Source organism: Desulfoluna sp. CYM3A, from assembly GCF_056829965.1.
On the sequence record NZ_CP186556.1, the window covers coordinates 4685513 to 4708167 of the forward strand.

The window sequence follows — 22655 nt, forward strand, 5'->3', positions numbered from 1 at the left end:
GGAGGTAGCCATTCTACCTGCGTTATCGGGGCATTCGCGTGATGTGTGACATTTGGCAACCGTCTTTGCAGAGAAGCCCATTTCATTCTTCTAAAAACACGCTGAAATGGTCAAGTAACGACAACGTATCCAGTTGGGTCGAACCTTGTGAGCCAGGCCGCACACACCTTCAGCGGTTGTGTCGGGCGAAGCCCGAGTCGAAGGCCCTTGCGCTTTGCCCTGAGGAACGAAGGGTAAAGCGCAAGGGCAATCAGCTTTCGAGGTGTTTTCGCTATTGTGGGCTTGGCCAGGCCTGCGCCGCCGGAGGCTTGCTTTTGCTCTCGACTTTAGCCATAGAAGGCAGGCTTTTTGAAACGCCTTTCACCACAGATATTTTTTATCCACTACCCTTTCAAGTCGGTCACGTCCCTGGGGTCGCCGGAGGAGAACTTTCTGTAGACCGCCAGGATAAAGCTGATGGCGATGGCGGCTTCGGCGGCGGCGATGCCCATGATAAAAAGGGTAAAGATCTGGCCCACGGCGGGGTCCGGGGCCAGGAATTTATTGAAGGCCATGAAGTTGAGGCCTGCGCCATTCAGGACCAGCTCCGTTGAGATCAGCATACCGATGAAGGTCTTGTGGCGGATCATGCCGTAGATGCCCATCATCAGGAGAAAAAGGGCCAGGATCAGATAGGTGTCCAGAGTGGCGTGAAAGCTCATGGGTTCACCTCCTCGCGCCCGCCCCGGGCCAGGATAATGGCCCCCACGATGGCCACAAGGAGCACCACGGAGATCATCTCAAAGGCAAGGCACCAGGTGAGAAGAAGGCCTTTGCCCACGTGCTCGATGGAAAAATCCCCCAGGCGTTCAGGAGCCGGGACCCAGTCGGTTTGACCGATGACCATGACCATGAGGAAGAAGGCAGCGGCCCCGGAGGCCACAAGGCCCAGGAAGGCATAGCGGCCCATGGGCACCTTTTCCGCCACCTCGTTGGGGGTATAGCCCACCATGATGCCGAAGACGAGCACCACGCAGATGGCCCCCACGTAAATGAGCACCTGCATGAGTGTGAGAAAGGGGCTCCCCAGGTAGAGGTAGAGGCCGGCCACCCCCAGCAGGGAGACGGCCAGGCCTAAAACGGCGTGCATGAGCACCCCGGCCCGCACGGCCAGCAAGGCCCCTGCCATGGTCAGCACGAGAAAGCCAAAGAATAAGAGATCCATCAACACGTTCATTCCCGCTCCTTTACGCGTTTCAGGAGGTCATAGAAGAACTCCTCCCGGGAGAAGCCCGCCAGTTCGTACTCACTGGAAAAATCGATGGCCCGGGGTTTACAGGATTCCACGCAAAGGCCGCAGAGGCTGCACTTGGTAAAATCCAGGGTAAACAGGGTCAGAACCTTGCCCTTGACGCCCTCCTGCTTCTCCCCTTCCACGGTGATACACTGGCAGGGGCAGATCTTCATGCAGGAGAGGCAGACAATGCACCGGTGGGTCCCTGTGGTCTCGTCCTTTACCAGGTCGATGTGGCCCCTGACCGACGGGGTCACGTCGATCTTCTCCCGGGGGTACTGCACCGTCACCACGGGAGAGACCATGGCTTTAAAGGTGACCCCCAGGCCCACCAGCAGGCTCTTGCTTCCGGTTATCAGATCGCTGAAGTATCCACTCATAGCAACGCCACCACCAACGCGGTTAAAAGAAGGTTCACCAGGGAAAAGGGGATCAGGTATTTCCAGGCAAGGTTCATGAGCTGATCGAACCGCACCCTCGGATAGGTCCAGCGGACCCAGATCATGGTAAGCATCAGGAGAAATACCTTGAGGAGAAACCAGAGGGCCCCTAAGTACTCCCCGCTGAAGGGGCCGTGCCACCCGCCGAAAAAGAGCACCGTGGCCACGGCGCAGACGATAAACATGTTGCCGTACTCGGCGATCATGAACAGGGAGAACCCGAACCCGCTGTACTCGGTGTGGTACCCGGCGGTGAGCTCGCTTTCGGCTTCGGGCAGGTCAAAGGGAGCCCGGTTGGTCTCGGCCGTGGCCGAGATCAGGTAGATAAGGCAGGCCACGGGTTGAACCAGGACGAACCACACCTTCCCCTGGGCGGCCACGATGCCCTGCATGCTGAAGGTATTGGTGATGAGTACCACCGAGAGCAGGGACAAAAGGATGGGGATCTCGTAGGCGATGTTCTGGGACACCGAGCGTACCGATCCGAAAAGGGAGTACTTGTTGTTGGAGGCCCACCCCGCAACAAAGATGGAGAGCACGTTGATGGAGGAGACCGCCAGCACGAAGATGAGCCCCAGGTTGATGTCCCGCCCCACCAGGCCTTTGGAAAAGGGCATCACCAGGAAGGGAAGCACCACCGGGGTAAAGGAGAGCAGAGGCGCCACGCGAAAAACAGTGCGATCGGCGTCCCTTGGGACGATGAGCTGCTTGGCGATGATCTTGATACCGTCGATGACCATCTGGAGCCATCCCTGGACGCCCACTTCCATGGGTCCCCAGCGCCGCTGGATTCTGGCCGCCACCTTGCGCTCCAGGTAGCCCATGACCAGTGCGTTGATAAACACCAGGGAGATGAGCATCACAAAAGCGATCACCAGCCGCATCATGTCGCCGAAAGAAAAGTGCATCGTGTCCATAATCACCTGTCGATTTCCGGGATCACAAGGTCCAGGCTCCCCATGGCCGTCACCAGGTCCGAGAGGAGCATCCCTTTGCAGAGTTCGGGCAGGGGGCTCAGGTTGCTGTAAGAAGGCACCCTCACCTTGAGGCGGTAGGGGGTGTCGCTGCCGTCCCCTACCAGATAGTACGAGAGGGAGCCGCGGGCCGCCTCCACGGTAAAGTTGCAGGCCCCGGCGGGCAGCTTCAGTTTTTTGGTCTTCTCCATGACGGGACCTTCGGGCAGCCCGTCCAGGGCCTGTTCAATGATGCGCAGGCTCTGCTCGATCTCCCGGATCCGGACGATGTACCGGTCGAACGAGTCGCCGTTTTCGCCCACGGGGACCTCAAAGTCAAAGCGATCGTAGATGGAGTAAGGCTCGCTCTTGCGCACGTCGTAGGCGATGCCCGAGCCTCGGAGCACGGGTCCTGTCACCCCGTATCGCGCGGCCATGTCCCGGTCGATGACGCCGATGCCCTTGGTGCGCCGCAAAAAGATGATGTTGTCGGTGACCAGGTCCCGGTACATGGGGAGCCGTGATCGCATGCGGTCTATGAAGCTGCGGGTCCTTCGGATAAAGGTGTCGTCGATGTCTTTTGTCACCCCACCCACACGGAGGTAACAGTAGGTCAGGCGCGAGCCCGTGGTCTCCTCCAGGATATCGAGGATCTTTTCGCGATCGTCAAAGGCGTAAAGGATGGGGGTAAAGGCCCCCAGGTCCAGAACGTAGGCCCCAATGCCCACCAGGTGGCTGGCGATACGGTTAAGCTCTGAGGTGATTACCCGCACGTACTCGGCCCGCTCCGGGACGGAAACCTTGCACACACGCTCCAGAAGCCCCACATAGCCGTGGTTGAAGAGAATCGCCCCCAGGTAATCCATGCGCCCGGTGTTGGGATAAAAGCCGTTATAGGGCCTGCCTTCGGCCATCTTTTCATGCATGCGGTGCCCGTAGCCCAACACCGGATCCAAGGCCATGGCGTATTCGCCGTCCATCTCCAGCACCACGCGCAGGACCCCGTGGGTGCTGGGGTGCTGTGGACCCATGTTGAGCAGGAACCGGTGCCTTGGACCGGCGATTTTTTCGAGCTTGGTTACCATGGCTGCTCCGTGTTGGTGTGCCGTTTCATGCCACGGGCCTGCTTAGCGTCACAGGGCCCTCAGGCGGGCTATCCCCACCCGATGCTGTCCGCGGCTTTGCGTTTTGCCTCGGTTTTGAGCAGGGGCTTTAAGTCTTTGTCTTCGTCGCAGAGAATCAGGGGAGTCAGGTTGGGATGCCCGGAGAAGACCACCCCGAAAAAATCCCGGGTCTCCCGCTCGTGCCAGTCCGCTCCCTGGAAGATATCGCTGATGGTGTCCAGGGTCCCCGATTCGGGCAGCGAAGTCCTGCCGTTGATGCGGCAGGGGGCATCGTAATGGGCAAACTGGTAGATGACCTGAAGGGCAGGAGAGACGTCCACGGCCGTAACAAAGTCGATGAAAAACCCTGCCCCCTTCAGCCACTCGGCAAAGGGACGCACCTGCTCTGCCGCAAGGGTCACCAGGATATGGACCCCGGTTTCATGGACGGCTGAGGGTTCTGCTGAAAACCCGGCCTCCGATAATTTTGCCACCGCATCGCTTGCCTTCACACTGCACCTCACAGATCACGCCGTACGGGAACGTACGCCGCAGACTCAGTCAATGGGATGAATTCTCGTCTCTTTTTTAAACCGCCGCTGGGGCCAGGGGTGACGTTTGCCCGCGATCTTCTCCTGAAGCTTGAGGATCCCCTCGATGAGGGCTTCCGGCCGGGGTGGGCATCCCGGGATGTAGATATCCACGGGAATCAGGGTGTCCACCCCCTCGATGACGCTGTAGTTCTCTTCCACCTTGAAGGGACCGCCGGAGATGGCGCAGTTGCCCATGGCGATGACCCACTTGGGGGCGGGCATCTGCTCATAAAGGGTCATGAGGGCCGGTGCCATCTTCTTGGTCACGGTGCCGGAGACGATGAGCAGGTCGCACTGGCGGGCCGAGGGACGGAAGACCTCTGCACCGTAACGGGCCATGTCCATACGGGCCATGCCCGTGGCCATCATCTCAATGGCGCAACAGGCCAGACCAAAGGTCATGGGCCACAGGGAGTTGGCCTGGCAGACCTGGAGTACCTGCCGGGTCAGGGGAAATCCCAGGATGCCGCCCCCCTCTTCGGCGACGGCACCGGCTTCGGCTTCATGCCTCAAGGACTGGGCGTAGCGTTCGACCTCTTTCATTGCTTTCTCTTCTCCCAGGTAAAGACCCCTTTGGACCAGGCGTAGACCACAGCCAGGCTGAGAATGCCGATGAAAATGGAAAATTCCACGGCCCCGCGCATGCCCGGGACGGCGTTGAACACCGTGGCCACGGGAAAGAGGTAGAGGACGTCCACGTCAAAGGCCAAAAAGATCAGGGCATAGAGGTAATAGGAAATTCCGAAGCGGTAGTCCCACATCTGGTTGAAGGGCTCGATACCGCACTCGTAGGTCTGGTGGGTGCGGGGGGTGACGACAGTTGCGGGGCGGAGCATCCAGGCGATGACAAAAGGAAGGAAGGCGGCGATAAACCCGCCCAGGATAAAAAACATGACATAGATGTAATCCAGAGCCAATGTCGATTCCATAAGAGATTCTCCATACCGTCTCGCGAACATCGTTACATACCGACTCAAAAAAAAGGCCAGGCCAAAGGGTCAGGTACTGCCGGTGGTCGTCAACTTGCGGGGGTGAAGCGTTCTGCAAAAATCGAAGGGCCCTCTCAGCGGAGGGACTAGGCATTTCGGATAAATCTCATTCATGCTTAGTCCCACAACAGGGAAGATGTCAAGGCATTTTGCGAGGAACAACATAGAAATAACCAGGAGGGAACATGACGGGTGTCATGAGGAAAACAACAGGGGTGGGCCCCCTTGAAGGCTACGCATGCTTAAGGGAGAGGCACTTCGGGCCTCAAGGGGACAACAAGGAGACAACGGCGGAAAAATCCTCGGGCAGCGGTGCCTGCCAGGTCATCCTCTGCCCTGTTGCGGGGTGGGTAAGCGAGAGGGTATGGGCGTGGAGCAGTTGCCCGGAAAGCCCTCGAATGGCTGACCGCAAGGGAGCTGTCTGGGGCAGCCCGCGATCTGCTTTACGCCGCGTGTAGACAGGGTCCCCCACCACGGGATGACCGAGCCAGTGGGTGTGGACGCGAATCTGGTGGGTCCGGCCCGTTTTCAAGTCCACATCCAACAGGGTGGCACCCGGGAAACGGTCCAAAACGGTATAATGGGTTTCCGAGGGCCTGCCCACCGGGCTGTTCACCCCCATGCGCTTGCGATCCCTGGGGTCCCTGCCGATGGGCTGGTCGATGATGCCCCGGTCCTCGGACACGTCACCGTACACCAGGGCGCGGTACCGCTTGCTCACCTCCCGCTCTTTAAACTGCCGCGTGAGTTCCAGGTGGGTTTTCTGGTTCAGGGCCACCACCAGCAGACCCGTGGTGTCCTTATCCAGGCGGTGAACGATCCCGGGACGCAGCTCCCCGCCGATCCCTTCCATGTCGGGAAAATGATACAGCAGGGCGTTGACCAGGGTGCCCGACTCATGCCCGGCAGCCGGATGCACCACCAGCCCCCGGGGCTTGTTGACCACCACCAGGTCTTCGTCGGCATGGACGATGTCCAGGTCGATGGCTTCGGGTTCCACGGTGAGGGGCTTGGTTTCGGGTACCACCACCCGCACGCACTCACCGCAGCGCACCTTGTGTTTGGGCTTGCGCACGTCACCGTCCACGGTGACAAAGCCGTTTTTGATGAAGTGGGCGGACTGGCTGCGTGAAAGCACCAGTCCTTTCTCCGCCACAAACAGATCAAGGCGCCGTCCGTGATCTTCGGTGGATACCGTCACGGAACAGGCGCCTTGCTGATCCAAACTTTCGATATGGGTCGTCAATGGATTTTACGTCAACTCAGGTTGCGTTCCGGCCAGACCCTCATCGCTGAAGAGGGATTCGATCTCCTTCATCATGGACTTCTCGTCCGTCTGCTTGGCCATGCACAGCTCCTTGAGAAGAAGGCTCTGGGCGGTATCCAGCAGTTTGCGCTCCCCAAAGGAGAGATCCTTGGTCAGCCTCAAGAGGAACAGGTCCCGAAACACCTCAGCCACGTCGAAAAGGGAGCCTGTTTTGATTTTTTCCATGTATTCGCGGTAACGACGGTTCCAGGTCTGGTTGTCGAAGGCGCACTCGCGCTTCTGGGTCATCACTTCATAGACCTTGGGGATCTCATGTTCCTTGATTACCCGCCGGAGCCCCACAGACTCCACATTGGCGGTGGGGATCATGATCACCATGCCGTTTTCAAGAACTTTCATAATGTAAAAGGTCATATCCTCTCCACCGATCTCTTTGATTTCGATGGATTCGATACGTCCCACACCGTGTGCCGGATATACCGCGAGGTCACCTACCTGAAACTCCAGATTATCTGTATGTCCCATGTCCTCACCTGTTGCTACTCAAACGACGGCATCAAAAGCTTCATTCGATGAATTTACAGAAAAGCTGTTGACAGAAGATTCGAATCGTCGTATGCAATCGTCGAGTCAAATAGTAAATTAGGATAAATGTAACTGGTAAATCGTCATCTCAAGAAATATATCACACCCCTGTGCCATTATCAATGGCAAAGATGATCATCGCCCCTCAGCAACCCACTAAAATGAAGATGTTTTTTCTTCACCACACACCCTGAAGGCCTCTTCCCTTAGGCGGCCGAACCCCGGAAAAGCCTTCATCGGAGCCCGGCTCCTGAGCCATGGGTTCACACCAAAATCCCATCGAAAAATCACAAAATCCCACGGGAGAAAACTGCGGCCACCGCAGAAAGGCTCCATATCCTGGCCGCGCACCCCGCCCCAAATGCGTTTTTGCGCATGGGTACAGGCTCTTTATCAAGCACCCGAAGGCTAAGACCGCCATAAAAAATGGCTGCCTCCTTCGAGGAGGCAGCCAGTGATGACTCTTAATCCGCACCAAAGGGCCCGGCCTCACCTGAGCGGCAGGCCCCTTTCTTGGAAAGGTCAGTTGCCTCGTCTTAGGCAAACACTTTTTCCAGGTTGGGCACAACCTGCTTCTTACGGCTCAGAACGCCGTCGAGCCACATCTTGGAATCCGCAGACTGGCCGTTGAAGGCCTTTTCGATGATGGCGGTGTCGTCGGAAGCGATGAGGAGCTCGGAGCCTTCCTTCATGATGTCGGTGAGGAGAAGCAACACGCTGTGGCGCTCGCCTTCGGCCTTGAGCTCGTTGATGTCCTTGAGCAGGTCAGCCTTGATGTCATCGAAGATAGCCAGGTCAACAACCTCAAGCTGGCCAACGCCCACTTTCTTGCCGCCCATGTTGAAATCCTTGTAGTCGCGCTTGACCAGGTCACGGATGGGGGTACCGGCAACGGCAGACTTCACGTTGAACATCTCAACACCCAGGGCAACCACGTCGTCAACGCCGGCGATGGCCGCAAGCTCTTCAACGGCTTTCTTGTCGGCGGGGGTGCAGGTGGGGGACTTGAAGATGACGGTGTCGCTCAGAATGGCACACAGCATGAGGCCGGCGATGTCCTTGGGAATCTCAACGCCGCTTGCGTCGAACATCTCCTTGACGATGGTACCGGTACAGCCTACGGGACGGATCCAGCACTCGAGGGGCTCGCTGGTGGTGACGTCGCCGAGTTTGTGGTGATCCACGATCCCCAGAACTTTGGCGTCGCCCAGGTCATCGGGGCTCTGAGCCAGGTCGGAGTGGTCCACGAGGTAAACAGACTCACCGGCAAAGGAGGTCTTCATCTCGGGAGCGGCCACGCCGAATTTTTCGAGGATAAAGGTGGTCTCGGGGTTGAGGTCACCCTGTACAGCTGCCACGGTGTCTTCACCGAGCTTGCTCTTCAGGTAAGCCAGGGCGATGGGGGAACAAACGGAATCTGAATCAGGAATCTTGTGTCCAATTACATAAATACTCATGATTTTGTCCTTTCTCTTGTTAAACGTGTATCTTATATAGTTATATAGTCTAACCTTGGGTACACAAGGTTGTAAAATCACATACAGATACCCCCGATACGCCGCGGGCCACACCCATCACACAAAAAAAGCAGCATACCAGAAACCGGGCCACAAATCGACTGACGTGGGCAGCGGCCTCAAAAACAGATTGTAAACATCGGAAGTAGAAGCAAACAGAGTTAGGGGCCGGTCGGCCCGCCGAAGCGGAAATAAAGCAAAGAAACCCACCATCACGGAACAAAACAGAACCGGTGGTGCGTCGGAAGCCGGGGAGTGACCCGGAGAAGAGGGTGCGCCCACCGAAGGAGGCAAGAAGCATGAGGAGGACCAGACCCGCGAGGCCCGCGTAAATACCCACCGTCGGTAGATTTTCCATTCGCCCCTCCATCATGTTGTGGAAAAATCGAAACACACCCTACTTGATGCAGTTAAAGGCGTTCATCCCCTTGATCAACCCTTGGGTCAAAATGGCCTCCACTGCATCGGCGGAACGGTCGATGAAAGGATCCAGGGACGCTGCTTCATCGGCGGAAAACCTGCCGAGAACCCAGTCGCTCACCTCGATCCTGGGATCCGGCCTGCCGACCCCCATGCGGATCCGGGCAAAGGCCCTGTCCTTGAGGGTATCGATCAGGGATCGGACACCGTTGTGGCCGCCGTGCCCCCCCTTGGCAACAATTTTCATGCGGCCGTAGGGCAGATCGATTTCGTCGTACACAACGAGGATCTCCCCGGGGGCAATATCAAAATAGTCGGCCAGGGCCCGAACTGGGCCACCGCTCAAATTCATGAAGGACTGGGGCTTGGCAAGTATCACCTCCCGGCCTTCATGGCGCCCCTTGGCGTAGAGGGCGTCAAAACGAGATCGGGTTACCGACATGCCGAGACGCTCTGCCAGGCGATCAATAACCCGAAATCCGATATTATGTCGTGTGTTCTCGTAGCGGGCACCCGGATTTCCGAGCCCCACCACCAGCCTGACCGAAGATTCATTCATAATGATAACCAGTTACAGACAGAAACTCTTTTCCATCAACGCCGCAGGAAGAATATCTTCTGTGCGGCGGAATGAAGGAACCTTCAGTTCGAGGGCGCAAGGCCCCCTTGTACCAGGCATTGGGTTCAGCCATGGCGACCGTAGTCGCCATGGGCTGGGAAAAAGGCCTAAGCCTCTTCTTCCCCTTCTTCCCCTTCCTCTTCTTCGGTAAGGCTCATGCCTTTGGGAGGAACAACGGTCACAACGGTGAAGTTGACGTTGTGGGGAATCTCGACGCCGTCGATCTTGATCTCATCCACGTGGATGGACTTGCCGATCTTGAGGTCGGTAACATCCACCTTGATGGAGGTGGGGATGGCAAGGGGCAGACAGAGTACGTCGAGCTGACGACGGATGACCTGGAGGATGCCGCCCATTTCAAGACCTGCGGCTTTACCGACGGTCTCAACGGGAGCAACGGCCTTGATCTTCTTGTCAAGGGCCACCACCTGGAAATCCACGTGACGGAATTCACCGCGGGTGGGGTCGGTCTGCACATCCTTGATGATGGCGACCTTGGGCTCGGCATCGCCAACCTTCAGGTTCACAACAACCTGAATGGTCTCGCTCTGCTTGAAAGCCTCTTCCACGTCGGCAACGAGTACGTCCACAGCAACGGCGTCCATGTTGTCACCGTATACAACGGCAGGGACCCGGCCCTCATTGCGGATAACGCGCGCGGCGTTCTTGCCTCTGGTTTCCCTTATATTTGTCTTAAGTTCGAAAAGTTCCAAATCGATCCTCCTGAAGAACCTGCTTAATTTTTCAAAATGGTGTCATTACACAAACAGCGTCGTAACCGAGTCACCCCGATGGCTTCGAATGATGGCCTCACCCACCAGCGGGGCGACGGAGAGGACCTTGATCTTGTCACATGCCTTCGCCTCTTCGCTTAAGGGGATGGTGTCCGTTGCAACAAGACTCTTCAACGCTGATTTCTCAATACGTTCCACGGCAGGTCCGGAGAGAACCGGATGCGTGCAGCATGCGTGGACTTCCTTGGCACCCATTTCGCTGATGGCGTTGGACGCTTCAGTCAGTGTGCCGGCCGTATCAACCATATCATCAAGGATGATAGCCGTCTTACCTTCCACATCACCGATAACCGCCATGGCCTTGGCTTCGTTGGGACGGTCGCGACGCTTGTCCACAATGGCCAGCCCGCATCCCAGGCGCTTGGCAAAGGCCCGGGCTCGTTCCACACCACCGGCATCGGGAGACACGATCACCAGGTCTTCCCCGGCAAAATCTTCTCGAATGCGTTCAATGATGATGGGAGCGGCGTAGAGGTTGTCCACGGGAATGTTGAAAAAACCCTGGATCTGGCCTGCATGGAGGTCCATGGTGATGATACGGCATGAACCGGAGTGGGTAAGAAGATCGGCAATCAGCTTGGCCGAGATGGGAACCCGCGGTGCCACCTTCTTATCCTGACGCGCATAACCGAAGTAGGGAATGACAGCCGTGATACGAGACGCAGACGATCGGCGCATGGCGTCGATCATCAGAAGCAGTTCCATAAGGTTGTCGTTCACGGGAGAGCATGTGGACTGGATGATGTACACATCCTTTTTCCGTACATTCTCCTCAATTTCAATCTGGATCTCGCCGTCGCTGAAGCGATTCACCTTTGCGCTTCCAAGATCTTTAAAAAGATACTTGGACACCTTCTGGGCAAGCTCTTTGTTGGAGTTCCCCGTAAATATGGAAAGATCGTTCATTCCATTCCCGTTTTCCCGGAAACACTGCCGGTATAAATAAATTTGGCAGGGGCGGCAGGATTCGAACCTGCGAATGCTGGAATCAAAATCCAGTGTCTTACCACTTGACGACGCCCCTGCAATGTATATTCAAAATGTCAACAACAATTCAGCCAAAAAAACCTGCCATCCGGCATACTCTTTCGGCTTATCCCCCCTCAGGCACATCAGCAGCGTTTCCCCCGCCTGCGCCTCTTGTGGCTCACGGAAAAGGCCGAAAACTGACGAACCGCTCCCGGACATCAGCACGCCTTCCGCTCCGGCCTTTTCCAAGGCCGCTTTGGCGTCCCCGACAGCCGGTGACAGCTTCTGCGCAGGGGGTTCCAAGTCGTTATGAAGATGGTGGAGAGGATCGATCACCCCTTCATTCAACAGACGACTTTTAATTTTTTTTTCACTTTTTGTCAATCCCAATTTGAGATTTTTATACACTTCTTCCGTGGATAACCCCGTGCCCGGATAGATAATAAGCAGGTGATACGGCTTGATGGGCGGCAGGGACTCAAAACATTCCCCCACCCCCGTGGCCAAAACCGGGGCACATCGGATAAAAAAAGGGACATCGGCTCCAAGCTGAAGGGCCAGGGCCTCCAGGGCCGTCTCATCAAAGGGACCCCCGTACAGGGTGTTGAGTCCCTTAAGAACCGTTGCCGCGTTCCCACTGCCCCCCCCAAGGCCCGCCCCGGGCGGGATGCGCTTGTCGATGGCGATGCGGCAGCCACCGTCAATGCCCGCGGCGTCGAAAAAGAGAGAGGCGGCACGCCAGGCCAGATTGCTTTCGTCCTCGGGAACCCCGGGGTACACACAGGACAGGGAAATACCCGCATCCGACGGCTCGATGACCACCCGGTCGTACAGACCGACACCACACATCAGCGAGCAGAGGTCGTGGTACCCGTTTTCCCGCCTGCCCGTCACGTGCAGGAAAAGATTTACCTTGGCAGGACTCTTGAATTCCACCTACGCCCCCTGCTCCTTGAGCTTGACATACATCATCCGCAGATCATGGAGCATGTTGGTCAGCAGGTTGATCTCCTCATCGGTGAGGTTGCCGGAGGTCTTCTCCTCAAGCATCCCCAGGATATCGATGGTCTGCTTGGCCAGGGGCAGGTTGATGGCCTTGGCCCCGCCACCGGGTGCGGTAATCATGCCCAGATGCACCAATGCCGAAGAGTTCAGGGAAAAAATAAACGTGGAGAAGTTGATGCCGGGCAAGGGAGGGGCTTCCTGCCCGCCCTTGGATCCGGACGCCTCGGTGCCGGTGTTATCCTGTTTTTCCATGGTGCCTTGTCCTTGACGATTGGTTTAAATACGCCTGCCGCCCGTGCCGTCCGCCGGATACCCGGCCGGACCAGGCACGCGGCGATTGCCCCACTATAAAAAAACCGTTCACCGACATCAAGGATGAGTTCCTCCCCCGCTACAGAAGCCCCAACTGGTTCAAGAGCGGGCGCGGGTCCACCAGGTGCTTTTTGACCCAGTTCTGGTAACCGGGCAGCCGGGCAGCCATGCCGATGAGTTCGGAAATATAGAAAACCGGCAGGGGCTCCACCTCCTTGCCCCGAAGCTCCAGGTTCACCTGGCACAAGGGGCAAAAGGCGATGATGCAGTTGGCACCGGCCCGCCGGGCGTGATCACGGATCCGGTCCACCATGCCGTCCACCATATCAGGCTTTGTCACGGCCAGGTGGGATCCGCAGCACTGTTTGCTGTAACTCCAGTCCGGAGTCTCCACGTCCAGCACGTTCACAAGACGCTTGAGCTTTTTTTCGTAGGGGCGGATATCAAAGCCGGTGATCCATTCGGGACGCGTCAGAAGGCACCCGAAATAGAGCACGCCGCGAAGCCCCTCCAGGGGATTGACCACCGCCTTTTCAAACACGATGGGGGCATCGGAAAGGATCTCCGGGGTAAACTTCAGGCGCACGCCGCCCTCATACTCCCGGCCACAGGCCTTGGCGAGCTTGGCGTTCATGGAGGCATCGGTGGCCAGGATCTTTTCCGCCGTACGAAGGCGAACGAAACAGCTGGGGCAGACCACATAGAGGTCGTCGATGCCCTGGCGTTCGGCAAGGAGAATATTCCGTCCTGCAAGGAGGGTGGCATAATCGGGGTTGACGCTGTGGGCCGGCGAGGCTCCGCAGCAGTTCCAGTCTGCCAGGGGCTCCACCCAGGTGCCCATGAGACGGAACATCTGAAACAGGGAGGTGCCGAAATCCCTGGCCGACGACATCAGGGAGCATCCGGGGTAGTAGTGCACACGACGCAGCCTTTTTTCTCCGGTGCTTTTTGTGTTACTCATCGCAGGCCTCCCTGATTTTTTTCATGATCTCTTTGTGCTTCACACTGCTGGGCAGCATCTCCAGCCGCCCGAGGCGGAACATCTTCATCCCCATGGCCACATCCTGAAACAGGTTGCCGGTGGCCAGCTTGTAGCGCGCCATGAATTCGAGTTCGTAGATGCGGCCCCGCTTGTGAACCTGCTTCAAAAACTCCCGGTGGAAGGCCCAGATGTCTTTTTCACCGACATTGACCTTCTCGGTCAGGGCGATCTCACGCAGGGCGTCCATCATGTAGGGGATATGTACCCGGTTTGGGCACTCGGTCGGGCAACGCCCAGGCGTAACACCCGACGCAGATCCAGATGGCACGGCTCTCCAGAACCTCCTGTTTCATGCCCAGCTGGATCATGCGCAGGATCTGGTTGGGCAGATAGTCCATGCCGTGGGCCACCGGGCAACCGCCCGAGCAGCACATGCAGTGAAAGCACCTGGAGAGGTCCTGGCCGCTTTTGGCCGAAACCTCCTCGAAAAAAGAATGATCAACCTTCATATCAGCCCACCCGGATCGGTCACCGCGACAGCACGCCCGCCGGAGCAGCGGCATCATCGGTGAGGTTGCAAAAAACTGGCACCCGGCTTCCCCCTCAAAACAGCGTCGCCCGACCGAAACGAACCCAAAAAAGGCGCACTCGATCTCTGCCTGCAAAGCACCGACACCTGCCGCTTCCCGGAGCAAAGCCCGCCCCATGGGAAATGGTAAGGGGGTATGTCATTTTCTAATTGTTCACCTATCCTGTCAAGCCATTGTCCCCTGCCGGGAACACGAAGGCAATCCCGCAGCTTGCGGACCCACAAAAAATCCCCAACAAAGGCAATAAGTAACACACACAACAGGGTCCGCGTTTATACCTAGCAGGCAAAAAAATGTCAACACAGTCCCGCAGCGCTGTTTACCACCCGGTAAATTTATCCCAGGGAGATCTTTAAGTTTTTTAATTGATTAACTTAATAAGAATTATTACTAACATCACTCAATGGTTACCCACAGCGGAACAGTCAAGCAAGTCATCCCGACAGCAGTAACAACAAGGCACAACCAGAAGCCTGAACAGGGCCAAAGCAAACGCATTTAGCTCTGGCCTCCGGCGGCCCTGCCGGGGGCCAAACGTTTGAAAAGTTTGACAAACAGGTTTCATTTTTTTTTTTGGGCGCGTCGCAACCGGCCATAGCCCCTCTCATTTCTTCGCTTATCAAGACAGGTCTCTTCAGTCCCGCAGAGACTGAAGAGACCTGTCTTGATTACCGGAACGTTTTTGCGGAGCTTTTTCAAAAAGCGACCCGCCGGAGGCAACGGAATTGTTTAATGCGCTGGCCCTGTGAACAGGGCAACGATCCATTGCCATGGCAAGGACGAAAGACAGGAAAATACCTGGAGCCGGCAGCGATGAGAAACCCGGAACCTGCCGATCACCTGTCGCCGGAGAGCCTGACCACGGCGTCATACACCTCCCCTTTCGGGAGCCCCAGGCGCTTGGCAAGGGACTTGGCAAGACGGGACGGCGAGTCATCGGAGTCGGCCAGGGCCCGGCGGATCTCTTCATCAAGATCCACCACAGCGGGAGCGACACTCTCCGTGGCGCCCCCCACCATCAAGGTGCACTCCCCCTTCACAGAGGGGCGCGAGGCCAGTTCACGGGCAATGGACGAGAGCGTCCCCCTCAAGAACTCCTCATGGCGTTTGGTCAGCTCACGGGCCAGCACCGCCGGTCGATCTCCAAGGAGATCCGTCAGCTCCCCCAGGAGCCGCTCAATGCGGGCCGGGGATTCATACAGAACGAAGGTATGGGTAAGGGAAGCCAGGGCCGAAAGAATCTCACGACGTTTGCCCTGCTTTTTGGGAAGGAACCCCTGGTAATGAAAGGCATCGGTAGGGAGGCCCGCTGCAGCCAGACCCGCTAGAAGGGCTGACGCCCCGGGCACCGGAACCACCCGCACCCCGGCGCGGGCCGCAGCAGACACCAGGCGATAACCGGGATCTGAAATACACGGAGTGCCCGCATCGGTGACCAGGGCCACGCTCTCACCGGCCAGGACCTTCTCAATGACTTTGGCGGCACGCTCTTCCTCGTTGTGCTCGTGGAGGGCCGTCATGCGCGTGGTGATATCGTAGGCAGAGAGGAGCTTTCGTGTATGCCGCGTGTCTTCGGCGGCAATAAGGGAAACCTCTTTGAGGATGCGAAGTGCCCGGAGGGTGATATCCTCCAGGTTGCCGATGGGGGTTGAAACAATATAGAGGGCAGGACCGTCGTCCTGCTTATCGGATGGGGATGGGAAAGGCATTTTCAATCACCTGAACCTCCGAGGCGCCGCCGGCCATGATGGCCACCACATCAAACCGTGCCGGTCTCGAAAGGGCATCGCGGCTTTTCAGCCAGTAAAGGGCGGCGCGGCCCAGGGTAGCCTGCTTGGCCCGGGTGACAGCCTCTTCGGGGTGTCCGAACAAGAGAGTGGTTCGCGCCTTGACCTCCACAAAGACAAGGGTCTCTCCGTCCTCGGCCACAATATCGATCTCCCCCACGGGGGTCACGGCATTCATGGCCAGGATTCGATACCCACGACGTTTCAGGTGGCGGGCCGCCCGCTTTTCACTGCGTCGGCCGAACCGCATGCGGGAAAAGGACATGGTCCCTCGAAAGAGGTCGACTGGGAACAGGTTTGTCAGGCGACGTGTTCAGCAACGCCCCTGAAGGTCTTGCGGTGGATGGGGGTGGGCCCGAAGGTCGCAATGGCCTCTTTATGGGCCTTGGTGGGATAGCCCTTGTGCCCGGCGAATCCGTACTCGGGATAGGTTTCGGCGTACTCCGCCATCATTCGGTCCCGGACCACCTTGGCCACAATGGAGGCCGAGGCAATGGAGGCCGACCGGGAGTCGCCCTTCACCAGAGCTTCCTGTGCAAGGGACATGGGCACCTCGAACTTTCCGTCCACAAGGAGGAAATCCGGAGCATCGCCAAGGTCCATGACCGCTTCCCGCATGGCAGCGAGGCTTGCCTGGAGAATGTTGACGCTATCGATGGTTTCGGCGTCCACAATCCCGACACCCACGGCCGTTGCTTCCGAGCGGATATAGTCGTAGAGGCGATCCCGTTTTTTGGGGGTGAGCTTTTTGGAGTCGGTGATCTCTCCGACCTCAAAGCCTGTGGGCAAAACCACCGCCGCGGCCACCACCGCCCTGCCAGTTACTCCGGCCTCGTCCACTCCCGCAACACGCAAAAAGCCGTTTGAAACGGCTTTTTTCTCATAGGTCCACATAGCAACCCTTTATCGCAATACTGATATCCATGGCACGCGGCCCGGATTGAATCAATCCGGACCAGCCACGGATCGGAATTAGTGAAGGCGACGCTCTTTGATACGCGCTGCCTTGCCTCGCAGGTTGCGGAGGTAGTAGATACGGGCACGACGAACACGGCCGCGAGTCACCACTTCAATGTGGTCGACGCTCGGGGAGTGCAGGGGAAAAACCCTCTCCACACCGATGCCGTTGGAGATCTTGCGCACGGTGAAACGTGCATTGACCCCGCCCTTGCTCTTGCTGATTACAACCCCTTCAAATACCTGAATACGGGTTTTTTCACCCTCGACAATTTTCACATGAACCCGAATCGTATCGCCGGCCACAAAGTGAGGTACGTCGAGACGCATCTGCTCTTTTTCGATTTTAGTAATTATATCCATTATTTACTCCCAAACGTAAAATTGGTCACCGTATAGTCTAACAAATCCGGTAATCAATATCAGACATCCCACAGGGCGTCAATATCGATCAACAAGAAAAACACCGACGCATCCATTTCCGCTATCGCCGACCGAGGAGGCGATCCAGAATAATCGCCACTGCGGCCCGCACCGGAAGATGATTGTAATGCGTGCCCCCGTCAACGGGTTCCAGCACATGATCCGCTGAAGCAATCACCTCATCGGTGACGCCCCAGGCTGTTCCGAAGATCAGCACCATGGGCCTGCCGCCTTCGCTCAGGCACGCTCGACCCGCCTGCCACGACAGGGCATCGGCGTATTGCCGTGCCGACGTGGCCACCACACGGGGCGCCAGCCCCGAGTCGTTACGAATCTCCGCCACCACCTCGTCAAGGGACCCACGAATCTTGACAAGCTCAAGGGCCTCTTTCCGAGCGGGGTTGAGTTCGCCACCCCGACCGGTGGTCCAGTGGGCGACGATCTTTTCCGTCAGCACCTTCTGATCTTCCAGGGTGGTCACGATATAGTATCCCTTGACACCGAAGGTCCGTGAGGTCCTCGCAATGTCGTGGATATCCAGGTTCGTCACCGCCGAACAGATGGTCTCACCGGTTTTGTTACGCACCGGATGATGAACCAGAACCACATGAAGGTCCGCCTGTGTTACGTCACCGTCACCCGACAAGATCTTCAATCCTTCTGCACCATTCGGTTAACACGTGTTTTTCCTCGCGGCTGAATTCCCGCTGTTCAAGCAGGTCCGGCCTTTTGAGAAAAGTACGGATGAGGGAAGTTTCCCTGCGCCACTTCTCAATCTCGGCGTGGTTTCCGGACATGAGAACATCCGGCACCCCCTCGCCGCCAAAGACAGATGGCCTGGTGTAGTGCGCGTGTTCCAGAAGCCCGCCGGAAAAGGAATCCTTTTCGGCCGACTCGTCTCCCCCCAGCACTCCGGGTAAAAGGCGTGTCACCGCATCAACGATCACCATGGCAGCGAGTTCCCCGCCGGTCATCACGTAATCACCGATGGACACCTCTTCGTCCACCATGCCCTGGCAGATCCTCTCATCCACCCCTTCGTAACGGCCACAAATAAAAATCAGACCATCAGACGCAGCAAAGTCATGCGCCATGGCCTGATCAAAGGGCCGTCCCTGGGGAGTCAGGAGAATCCGTCTTGCAGTGGGAGCTATCTCAGAGGCCGCCCCAATGGCCCGGGAAAGCGGTTCCGGTTTCATAACCATTCCGCATCCGCCGCCATAGGGCTTGTCGTCGGTTACCCTGTGCTTTCCTTCGGCATAGTCACGGATGTTCAACGCCCGGGCATCAATAATTCCACGTTCCACGGCCAGCCGAAGCATGCCGTTTTCCAGAAACGGGTTGATCATCTCGGGAAAGATCGTCAGAACTACAAACTTCACAACAACCCCTCCGGAAGATCCACCACCATGATCCCCTGATCCAGATCGATCTCCTTCAATACCGACGCAAGGGCCGGCACAAGGATCTCTTTTTTTCCATCCTTGACCACATACACATCATTGCTCCCCGTGGGAAAAATGGAAGCCACCTTTCCGAGGAACTCCCCGTCTTCCGTCTCCACCCGAAGCCCGATGATATCCACCCAGTAATAGGATCCATCCTCAGGTTCCGGGAGGTCGGCTCGATCCACAAAGAGCTCGCTACCGACCAACGGTTCCAGGTCATTGATGTGCCCCACCTCTTTAAAGGTGAGGAGCAGCCCCTTTTTATGGGGAGCTGCACTCTGCACGGTCAGTTCGACATCACCGGACGGAGCCGCAACGGTCAGCTGCATACCCTTGGCGTAGGAGTCCGTGGACTCCGCCCAGGAGTAGACACGCGCGCCGCCTTTCAGCCCGTGGGTGCCGATGATCTTGCCGATGGCTATACGCCTGTTTCCCGAATCGCTCTTACTCGACAATTTCCAGAACAGTCCTCTTCTTCACCTTAGCAGATGCTGCACTGAGAATTGTCCTCATAGCGCGTGCAGTACGTCCCTGTTTACCTATCACTTTTCCCAAATCCTCTTTCGCCACCTTCAACTCGAGAACAGACGTCTGATTGCCTTCCACTTCAGAAACCACAACTTCATCCGGGTTGTCCACAAGGGCCTGGGCAATATAGTTGATCAGCTCTTTCATCTCGCATCTCCTTTCGGGCATATGAGAATTGGGTTGGTGCGTAGATTAGCTGGCGGAAGCCGGCTCGCCTTCCTTTTTCAGGATGTCGCGAACCGTATCGGTCGGAATGGCACCTTCGCCAAGCCAGTAGCCCACGCGGTCATGTTTAACAGTCACTTTTGCAGGGTCCTTGAGCGGATCGTAGGTCCCGACGATCTCAAGAAACCGGCCGTCTCGCCGTGCTTCTGAATCGGCCACAACAATACGGTAAAAAGGCTTCTTCTTGGCCCCACCCCTTGCTAATCGGATCTTTACTGCCATTGCTTTTTCTTTCTCCTCATCTAAAATGGAAGCATGCCCCGTAAGGATCGCATGCCGCCTTTATTGAACTTTTTCATCATTTTCATCATCTGGGTGTAGTTCTTCAGGAGCTTGTTGACATCCTGTACCGACGTCCCGCTGCCCATGGCGATACGCTTCCGGCGGCTGCCATTGACAATGGCATGTTTGCGCCGCTCTTCCGCCGTCATGGAATTGATGATGGCCTCAATGCGGACAATCTCCCGATCATCCACCTCCAGGTTCTTCAGCTGTTTATTTCCCGACACCCCGGGAAGCATCTTCAGCATATCACCCAGCGACCCCATCTTGCGGATGGAAACCAGCTGATCCCTGAAATCCTCCAGAGTGAATTGATTCTTACGCAACTTTTTCTCAAGGTCCTGGGCCTTCTTCTCATCCACCATCTCGGCGGCCTTCTCGATGAGAGTGAGGGTGTCCCCCATCCCCAGAATACGAGACGCCATCCGATCGGGATGAAACGGTTCCAGAGCACTTGATTTTTCACCGGTACCGATGAACTTGATCGGCTTGCCGGTAACGGCTTTGATGGAGAGGGCCGCCCCTCCCCGCGCATCGCCGTCCATCTTGGTGAGGACCACACCGCCGAGGTCCAAGGCACCGTCAAAGGACTTGGCAATGTTCACGGCGTCCTGACCGGTCATGGCATCGGCCACCAGAAGAATGTCCGAAGGGGTTACCTCGGACTTGATCCGGACCAGCTCGGCCATAAGCTCCTCGTCCACGTGGAGCCGACCCGCCGTATCCAGGATCAGGGTGTCACACCCGTTCTGCTGGGCCGCGGCCCGTGCCGACCGACAGATATCAACCGGATCCATACCCACTTCGGAATCAAAGACGGGCACATCCAGCTGAGACGCCAGTTTTTTCAATTGATCGATGGCCGCGGGGCGATACACGTCCGCAGGCACCAGGAAGGGTTTTCTGCCCTTTTTGCGGAGATAAAGCGCCAGCTTACCGGCCGTGGTTGTCTTACCGGAACCCTGGAGCCCTGTCAACATCACAGAGACCGGTTTCTCTCCGGCAAGGACCAGATCCTCATGGCTCGACCCCATGAGGTCGGCCAGGGAATCATTGACAATCTTGACCACCTGCTGGCCGGGGGTGAGACTCTCCATGACCTCGTGACCGAGGGCACGTTCCTTGACCTCACCCACAAAGGTCTTGGCTACCTTATAATGGACATCCGCCTCAAGGAGCGCCATGCGCACCTCTTTGAGGGCGCCGTCGATGTTCTTCTCCGTGAGTTTTCCATGGCCCCTCAGGTCTTTAAGGACCGACGTCAGCTTTTCGGTTAAATTATCGAACATACAACCTTAAATCATTATCAGAGGCGTCAAGGGCGCATGAAAGTCATTGAAATTTTTACCGGATAAGGGTATACCAAGAAAACGAAACTCCTTATTATACACGATTCCCATGGAAAATATATGAAAAAAAGAGATATTAAAGATTTTTCCCGGCCCGAGCTTGAAGCCTGGCTCAAAGAGCGCAACATCGCTCCATATAGAGCTGGACAGATTTTCAAATGGATTTACATCCGTCAGGCCGACTCCTTTGAGGAGATGACGGATCTTGGCAAAGAATTAAGGGCATTGCTTGACGAAAACTATACCATACCCCGTCTCGAAAAAGCAAACGTAGAAATTTCCTCTGACGGAACACGGAAATACCTGTTCCGCCTTGCCGACGGGGAATACACCGAGTCGGTCCTCATCCCCGGAAAGGACAGAAAAACCCTGTGCATTTCCAGCCAGGTGGGGTGCGCCCAGGGGTGTAAATTCTGCCTCACCGCCCAGGGGGGATTCAAGCGAAACCTCACCGCAGGGGAGATCATCGGCCAGGTGAGGGACGTCTTGTCCGACCTGCCCATGGACGAGGATGCGGCCGAAACTGAAAAGCCCTTTCAAAACATCGTCTTCATGGGCATGGGCGAGCCCCTGGCCAACCTGCCCCGGGTCCTTACCGCCCTGTCCGTTCTCACGGACAGCGACTACGGCCTGCGCTTCTCCTCCCGACGGATCACGGTCTCCACCTGCGGTCTGGTGGGACGGCTTCCAGAGCTGGGAGCCAACAGCCCGGTGAACCTTGCCGTCTCCCTCAACGCCTCGGATAACGCCACCCGCAGCGCCCTGATGCCGGTAAACGACACCTACCCCATCGAAACGCTCCTGGCGGCCCTGGCAAAATACCCCCTGCGCCAGCGGGAGAAGATCACCATCGAGTACATCCTCATGAAAGGGATCAACGACAGCGACGCCGATGCAGCCCGGCTCATCCGCATGCTCCGCCCCCTGTCGGTGAAGATCAACCTCCTGCCCTTCAACGAGCACGAGGCCAGCGACCTCAAGCGCCCCGACGACGCCACCGTGGATCACTTTCTCCAGCTGCTCCACGACGCGGGCTACACCGCCATCGTGCGCCAGAGCAAGGGGCGGGACATCTCAGCGGCCTGCGGGCAGCTGAGGGCCAACCAGCTCAAAAAGACGCCGGAGGCCTGAAACCAGGACGGCCCCAATCGCTTTCAGCGGCCTTGCGCCAAAGGCGAAGGCCCCTGAAAAACAGACAGCCCGATGGGGATCCGTCCCCCATCGGGCTGTCTGTTTTTCAAATCT

The 22655-nt window shown here is 57.2% G+C and carries 30 protein-coding genes and 1 tRNA gene; 1 reads left to right on the forward strand and 30 read right to left on the reverse strand.

Annotated elements, in window-relative coordinates; translation table 11 throughout:
* Nucleotides 1-383: 383 nt before the first annotated feature.
* The 30 genes from nuoK to ffh form a co-directional block, all read right to left on the reverse strand.
* Nucleotides 384-701 carry an NADH-quinone oxidoreductase subunit NuoK gene (gene nuoK, locus ACOYW1_RS23750; protein ID WP_482418080.1) on the reverse strand — a complete coding sequence of 106 codons (318 nt, stop codon included), beginning with the start codon at nucleotides 699-701 and terminating at the stop codon, nucleotides 384-386.
* Nucleotides 698-1216, reverse strand: coding sequence for an NADH-quinone oxidoreductase subunit J family protein (locus ACOYW1_RS23755; protein WP_482420017.1), 519 nt, complete (start codon nucleotides 1214-1216; stop codon nucleotides 698-700). Before ACOYW1_RS23755 ends, nuoK begins: the two co-directional genes overlap by 4 nt.
* Nucleotides 1213-1653, reverse strand: a complete 441-nt coding sequence (locus tag ACOYW1_RS23760) for a NuoI/complex I 23 kDa subunit family protein (RefSeq protein ID WP_482418082.1) — start codon at nucleotides 1651-1653, stop codon at nucleotides 1213-1215. The genes ACOYW1_RS23755 and ACOYW1_RS23760 overlap by 4 nt, the downstream gene beginning before the upstream one ends.
* Nucleotides 1650-2621, reverse strand: a complete 972-nt coding sequence (gene nuoH / locus ACOYW1_RS23765) for an NADH-quinone oxidoreductase subunit NuoH (RefSeq protein WP_482420018.1) — start codon at nucleotides 2619-2621, stop codon at nucleotides 1650-1652. Before nuoH ends, ACOYW1_RS23760 begins: the two co-directional genes overlap by 4 nt.
* An 11-nt stretch (nucleotides 2622-2632) precedes the next feature.
* The gene (locus ACOYW1_RS23770; protein ID WP_482418084.1) at nucleotides 2633-3751 is read right to left on the reverse strand and encodes an NADH-quinone oxidoreductase subunit D; all 1119 of its coding nucleotides are present in this window, start codon (nucleotides 3749-3751) and stop codon (nucleotides 2633-2635) included.
* A gap of 68 nt (nucleotides 3752-3819) precedes the next feature.
* On the reverse strand, nucleotides 3820-4263 hold the full coding sequence (locus ACOYW1_RS23775) for an NADH-quinone oxidoreductase subunit C (protein ID WP_482420019.1): 444 nt from the start codon (nucleotides 4261-4263) through the stop codon (nucleotides 3820-3822).
* Nucleotides 4264-4326: 63 nt separating this feature from the next.
* Nucleotides 4327-4905 (reverse strand): NADH-quinone oxidoreductase subunit B, encoded by a 579-nt coding sequence (locus ACOYW1_RS23780; RefSeq protein WP_482418086.1) that lies wholly within the window; start codon nucleotides 4903-4905, stop codon nucleotides 4327-4329.
* Nucleotides 4902-5291, reverse strand: coding sequence for an NADH-quinone oxidoreductase subunit A (locus ACOYW1_RS23785; RefSeq protein ID WP_482420020.1), 390 nt, complete (start codon nucleotides 5289-5291; stop codon nucleotides 4902-4904). The genes ACOYW1_RS23780 and ACOYW1_RS23785 overlap by 4 nt, the downstream gene beginning before the upstream one ends.
* Nucleotides 5292-5616: 325 nt before the next feature.
* Entirely contained in the window at nucleotides 5617-6552 is a 936-nt protein-coding gene (locus ACOYW1_RS23790) for an RluA family pseudouridine synthase (protein WP_482420021.1), read from the reverse strand.
* Between the two features lie 51 nt (nucleotides 6553-6603).
* Entirely contained in the window at nucleotides 6604-7143 is a 540-nt protein-coding gene (locus ACOYW1_RS23795) for a CarD family transcriptional regulator (RefSeq protein ID WP_482418089.1), read from the reverse strand.
* A 596-nt stretch (nucleotides 7144-7739) separates the two neighbouring features.
* Nucleotides 7740-8660 (reverse strand): manganese-dependent inorganic pyrophosphatase, encoded by a 921-nt coding sequence (locus ACOYW1_RS23800; RefSeq protein WP_482420022.1) that lies wholly within the window; start codon nucleotides 8658-8660, stop codon nucleotides 7740-7742.
* A 457-nt stretch (nucleotides 8661-9117) separates the two neighbouring features.
* A complete protein-coding gene (gene pth, locus ACOYW1_RS23805; RefSeq protein ID WP_482420023.1) occupies nucleotides 9118-9699 on the reverse strand; it encodes an aminoacyl-tRNA hydrolase in 582 nt (193 codons plus the stop codon).
* Between the two features lie 167 nt (nucleotides 9700-9866).
* Nucleotides 9867-10472: a 50S ribosomal protein L25 gene (locus ACOYW1_RS23810; protein WP_482418092.1), complete on the reverse strand. Its 606-nt coding sequence runs from the start codon at nucleotides 10470-10472 to the stop codon at nucleotides 9867-9869.
* Between the two features lie 45 nt (nucleotides 10473-10517).
* On the reverse strand, nucleotides 10518-11459 hold the full coding sequence (locus tag ACOYW1_RS23815; RefSeq protein WP_180142652.1) for a ribose-phosphate diphosphokinase: 942 nt from the start codon (nucleotides 11457-11459) through the stop codon (nucleotides 10518-10520).
* A 43-nt stretch (nucleotides 11460-11502) separates the two neighbouring features.
* Nucleotides 11503-11577 (reverse strand) — tRNA-Gln (locus tag ACOYW1_RS23820).
* An 11-nt stretch (nucleotides 11578-11588) separates the two neighbouring features.
* Nucleotides 11589-12458, reverse strand: a complete 870-nt coding sequence (gene ispE / locus ACOYW1_RS23825) for a 4-(cytidine 5'-diphospho)-2-C-methyl-D-erythritol kinase (protein WP_482420024.1) — start codon at nucleotides 12456-12458, stop codon at nucleotides 11589-11591.
* On the reverse strand, nucleotides 12459-12779 hold the full coding sequence (locus ACOYW1_RS23830) for a DUF1844 domain-containing protein (protein ID WP_482420025.1): 321 nt from the start codon (nucleotides 12777-12779) through the stop codon (nucleotides 12459-12461).
* Between the two features lie 139 nt (nucleotides 12780-12918).
* Nucleotides 12919-13800: a heterodisulfide reductase-related iron-sulfur binding cluster gene (locus ACOYW1_RS23835; RefSeq protein WP_482418095.1), complete on the reverse strand. Its 882-nt coding sequence runs from the start codon at nucleotides 13798-13800 to the stop codon at nucleotides 12919-12921.
* Nucleotides 13793-14071 (reverse strand): hypothetical protein, encoded by a 279-nt coding sequence (locus ACOYW1_RS23840; protein WP_482420026.1) that lies wholly within the window; start codon nucleotides 14069-14071, stop codon nucleotides 13793-13795. Before ACOYW1_RS23840 ends, ACOYW1_RS23835 begins: the two co-directional genes overlap by 8 nt.
* A complete protein-coding gene (locus ACOYW1_RS23845; RefSeq protein WP_482420027.1) occupies nucleotides 14052-14330 on the reverse strand; it encodes a 4Fe-4S dicluster domain-containing protein in 279 nt (92 codons plus the stop codon). Before ACOYW1_RS23845 ends, ACOYW1_RS23840 begins: the two co-directional genes overlap by 20 nt.
* A gap of 917 nt (nucleotides 14331-15247) precedes the next feature.
* Entirely contained in the window at nucleotides 15248-16120 is an 873-nt protein-coding gene (rsmI, locus tag ACOYW1_RS23850; protein WP_482420028.1) for a 16S rRNA (cytidine(1402)-2'-O)-methyltransferase, read from the reverse strand.
* Nucleotides 16095-16463, reverse strand: coding sequence for a YraN family protein (locus ACOYW1_RS23855; RefSeq protein WP_482418098.1), 369 nt, complete (start codon nucleotides 16461-16463; stop codon nucleotides 16095-16097). The genes rsmI and ACOYW1_RS23855 overlap by 26 nt, the downstream gene beginning before the upstream one ends.
* Before the next feature lie 35 nt (nucleotides 16464-16498).
* Entirely contained in the window at nucleotides 16499-17092 is a 594-nt protein-coding gene (locus ACOYW1_RS23860) for a ribonuclease HII (RefSeq protein WP_482420029.1), read from the reverse strand.
* 78 nt (nucleotides 17093-17170) lie between these two features.
* Nucleotides 17171-17518 carry a 50S ribosomal protein L19 gene (gene rplS / locus ACOYW1_RS23865; protein ID WP_092211417.1) on the reverse strand — a complete coding sequence of 116 codons (348 nt, stop codon included), beginning with the start codon at nucleotides 17516-17518 and terminating at the stop codon, nucleotides 17171-17173.
* 121 nt (nucleotides 17519-17639) lie between these two features.
* Nucleotides 17640-18224: an RNA methyltransferase gene (locus tag ACOYW1_RS23870; protein WP_482420030.1), complete on the reverse strand. Its 585-nt coding sequence runs from the start codon at nucleotides 18222-18224 to the stop codon at nucleotides 17640-17642.
* Nucleotides 18214-18960, reverse strand: coding sequence for a tRNA (guanosine(37)-N1)-methyltransferase TrmD (gene trmD, locus ACOYW1_RS23875; protein ID WP_482418101.1), 747 nt, complete (start codon nucleotides 18958-18960; stop codon nucleotides 18214-18216). Before trmD ends, ACOYW1_RS23870 begins: the two co-directional genes overlap by 11 nt.
* On the reverse strand, nucleotides 18957-19481 hold the full coding sequence (rimM, locus tag ACOYW1_RS23880; protein WP_482420031.1) for a ribosome maturation factor RimM: 525 nt from the start codon (nucleotides 19479-19481) through the stop codon (nucleotides 18957-18959). The genes trmD and rimM overlap by 4 nt, the downstream gene beginning before the upstream one ends.
* The gene (locus ACOYW1_RS23885; protein WP_092211420.1) at nucleotides 19471-19701 is read right to left on the reverse strand and encodes a KH domain-containing protein; all 231 of its coding nucleotides are present in this window, start codon (nucleotides 19699-19701) and stop codon (nucleotides 19471-19473) included. Before ACOYW1_RS23885 ends, rimM begins: the two co-directional genes overlap by 11 nt.
* 45 nt (nucleotides 19702-19746) lie before the next feature.
* On the reverse strand, nucleotides 19747-20001 hold the full coding sequence (rpsP, locus tag ACOYW1_RS23890) for a 30S ribosomal protein S16 (RefSeq protein ID WP_482418103.1): 255 nt from the start codon (nucleotides 19999-20001) through the stop codon (nucleotides 19747-19749).
* Between the two features lie 20 nt (nucleotides 20002-20021).
* Nucleotides 20022-21350 (reverse strand): signal recognition particle protein, encoded by a 1329-nt coding sequence (gene ffh / locus ACOYW1_RS23895; RefSeq protein ID WP_180142632.1) that lies wholly within the window; start codon nucleotides 21348-21350, stop codon nucleotides 20022-20024.
* 120 nt (nucleotides 21351-21470) lie between these two features.
* Between ffh and rlmN the strand changes: the two genes are divergently transcribed.
* On the forward strand, nucleotides 21471-22541 hold the full coding sequence (gene rlmN / locus ACOYW1_RS23900; protein WP_482418104.1) for a dual-specificity RNA methyltransferase RlmN: 1071 nt from the start codon (nucleotides 21471-21473) through the stop codon (nucleotides 22539-22541).
* Nucleotides 22542-22655 lie beyond the last annotated feature (114 nt).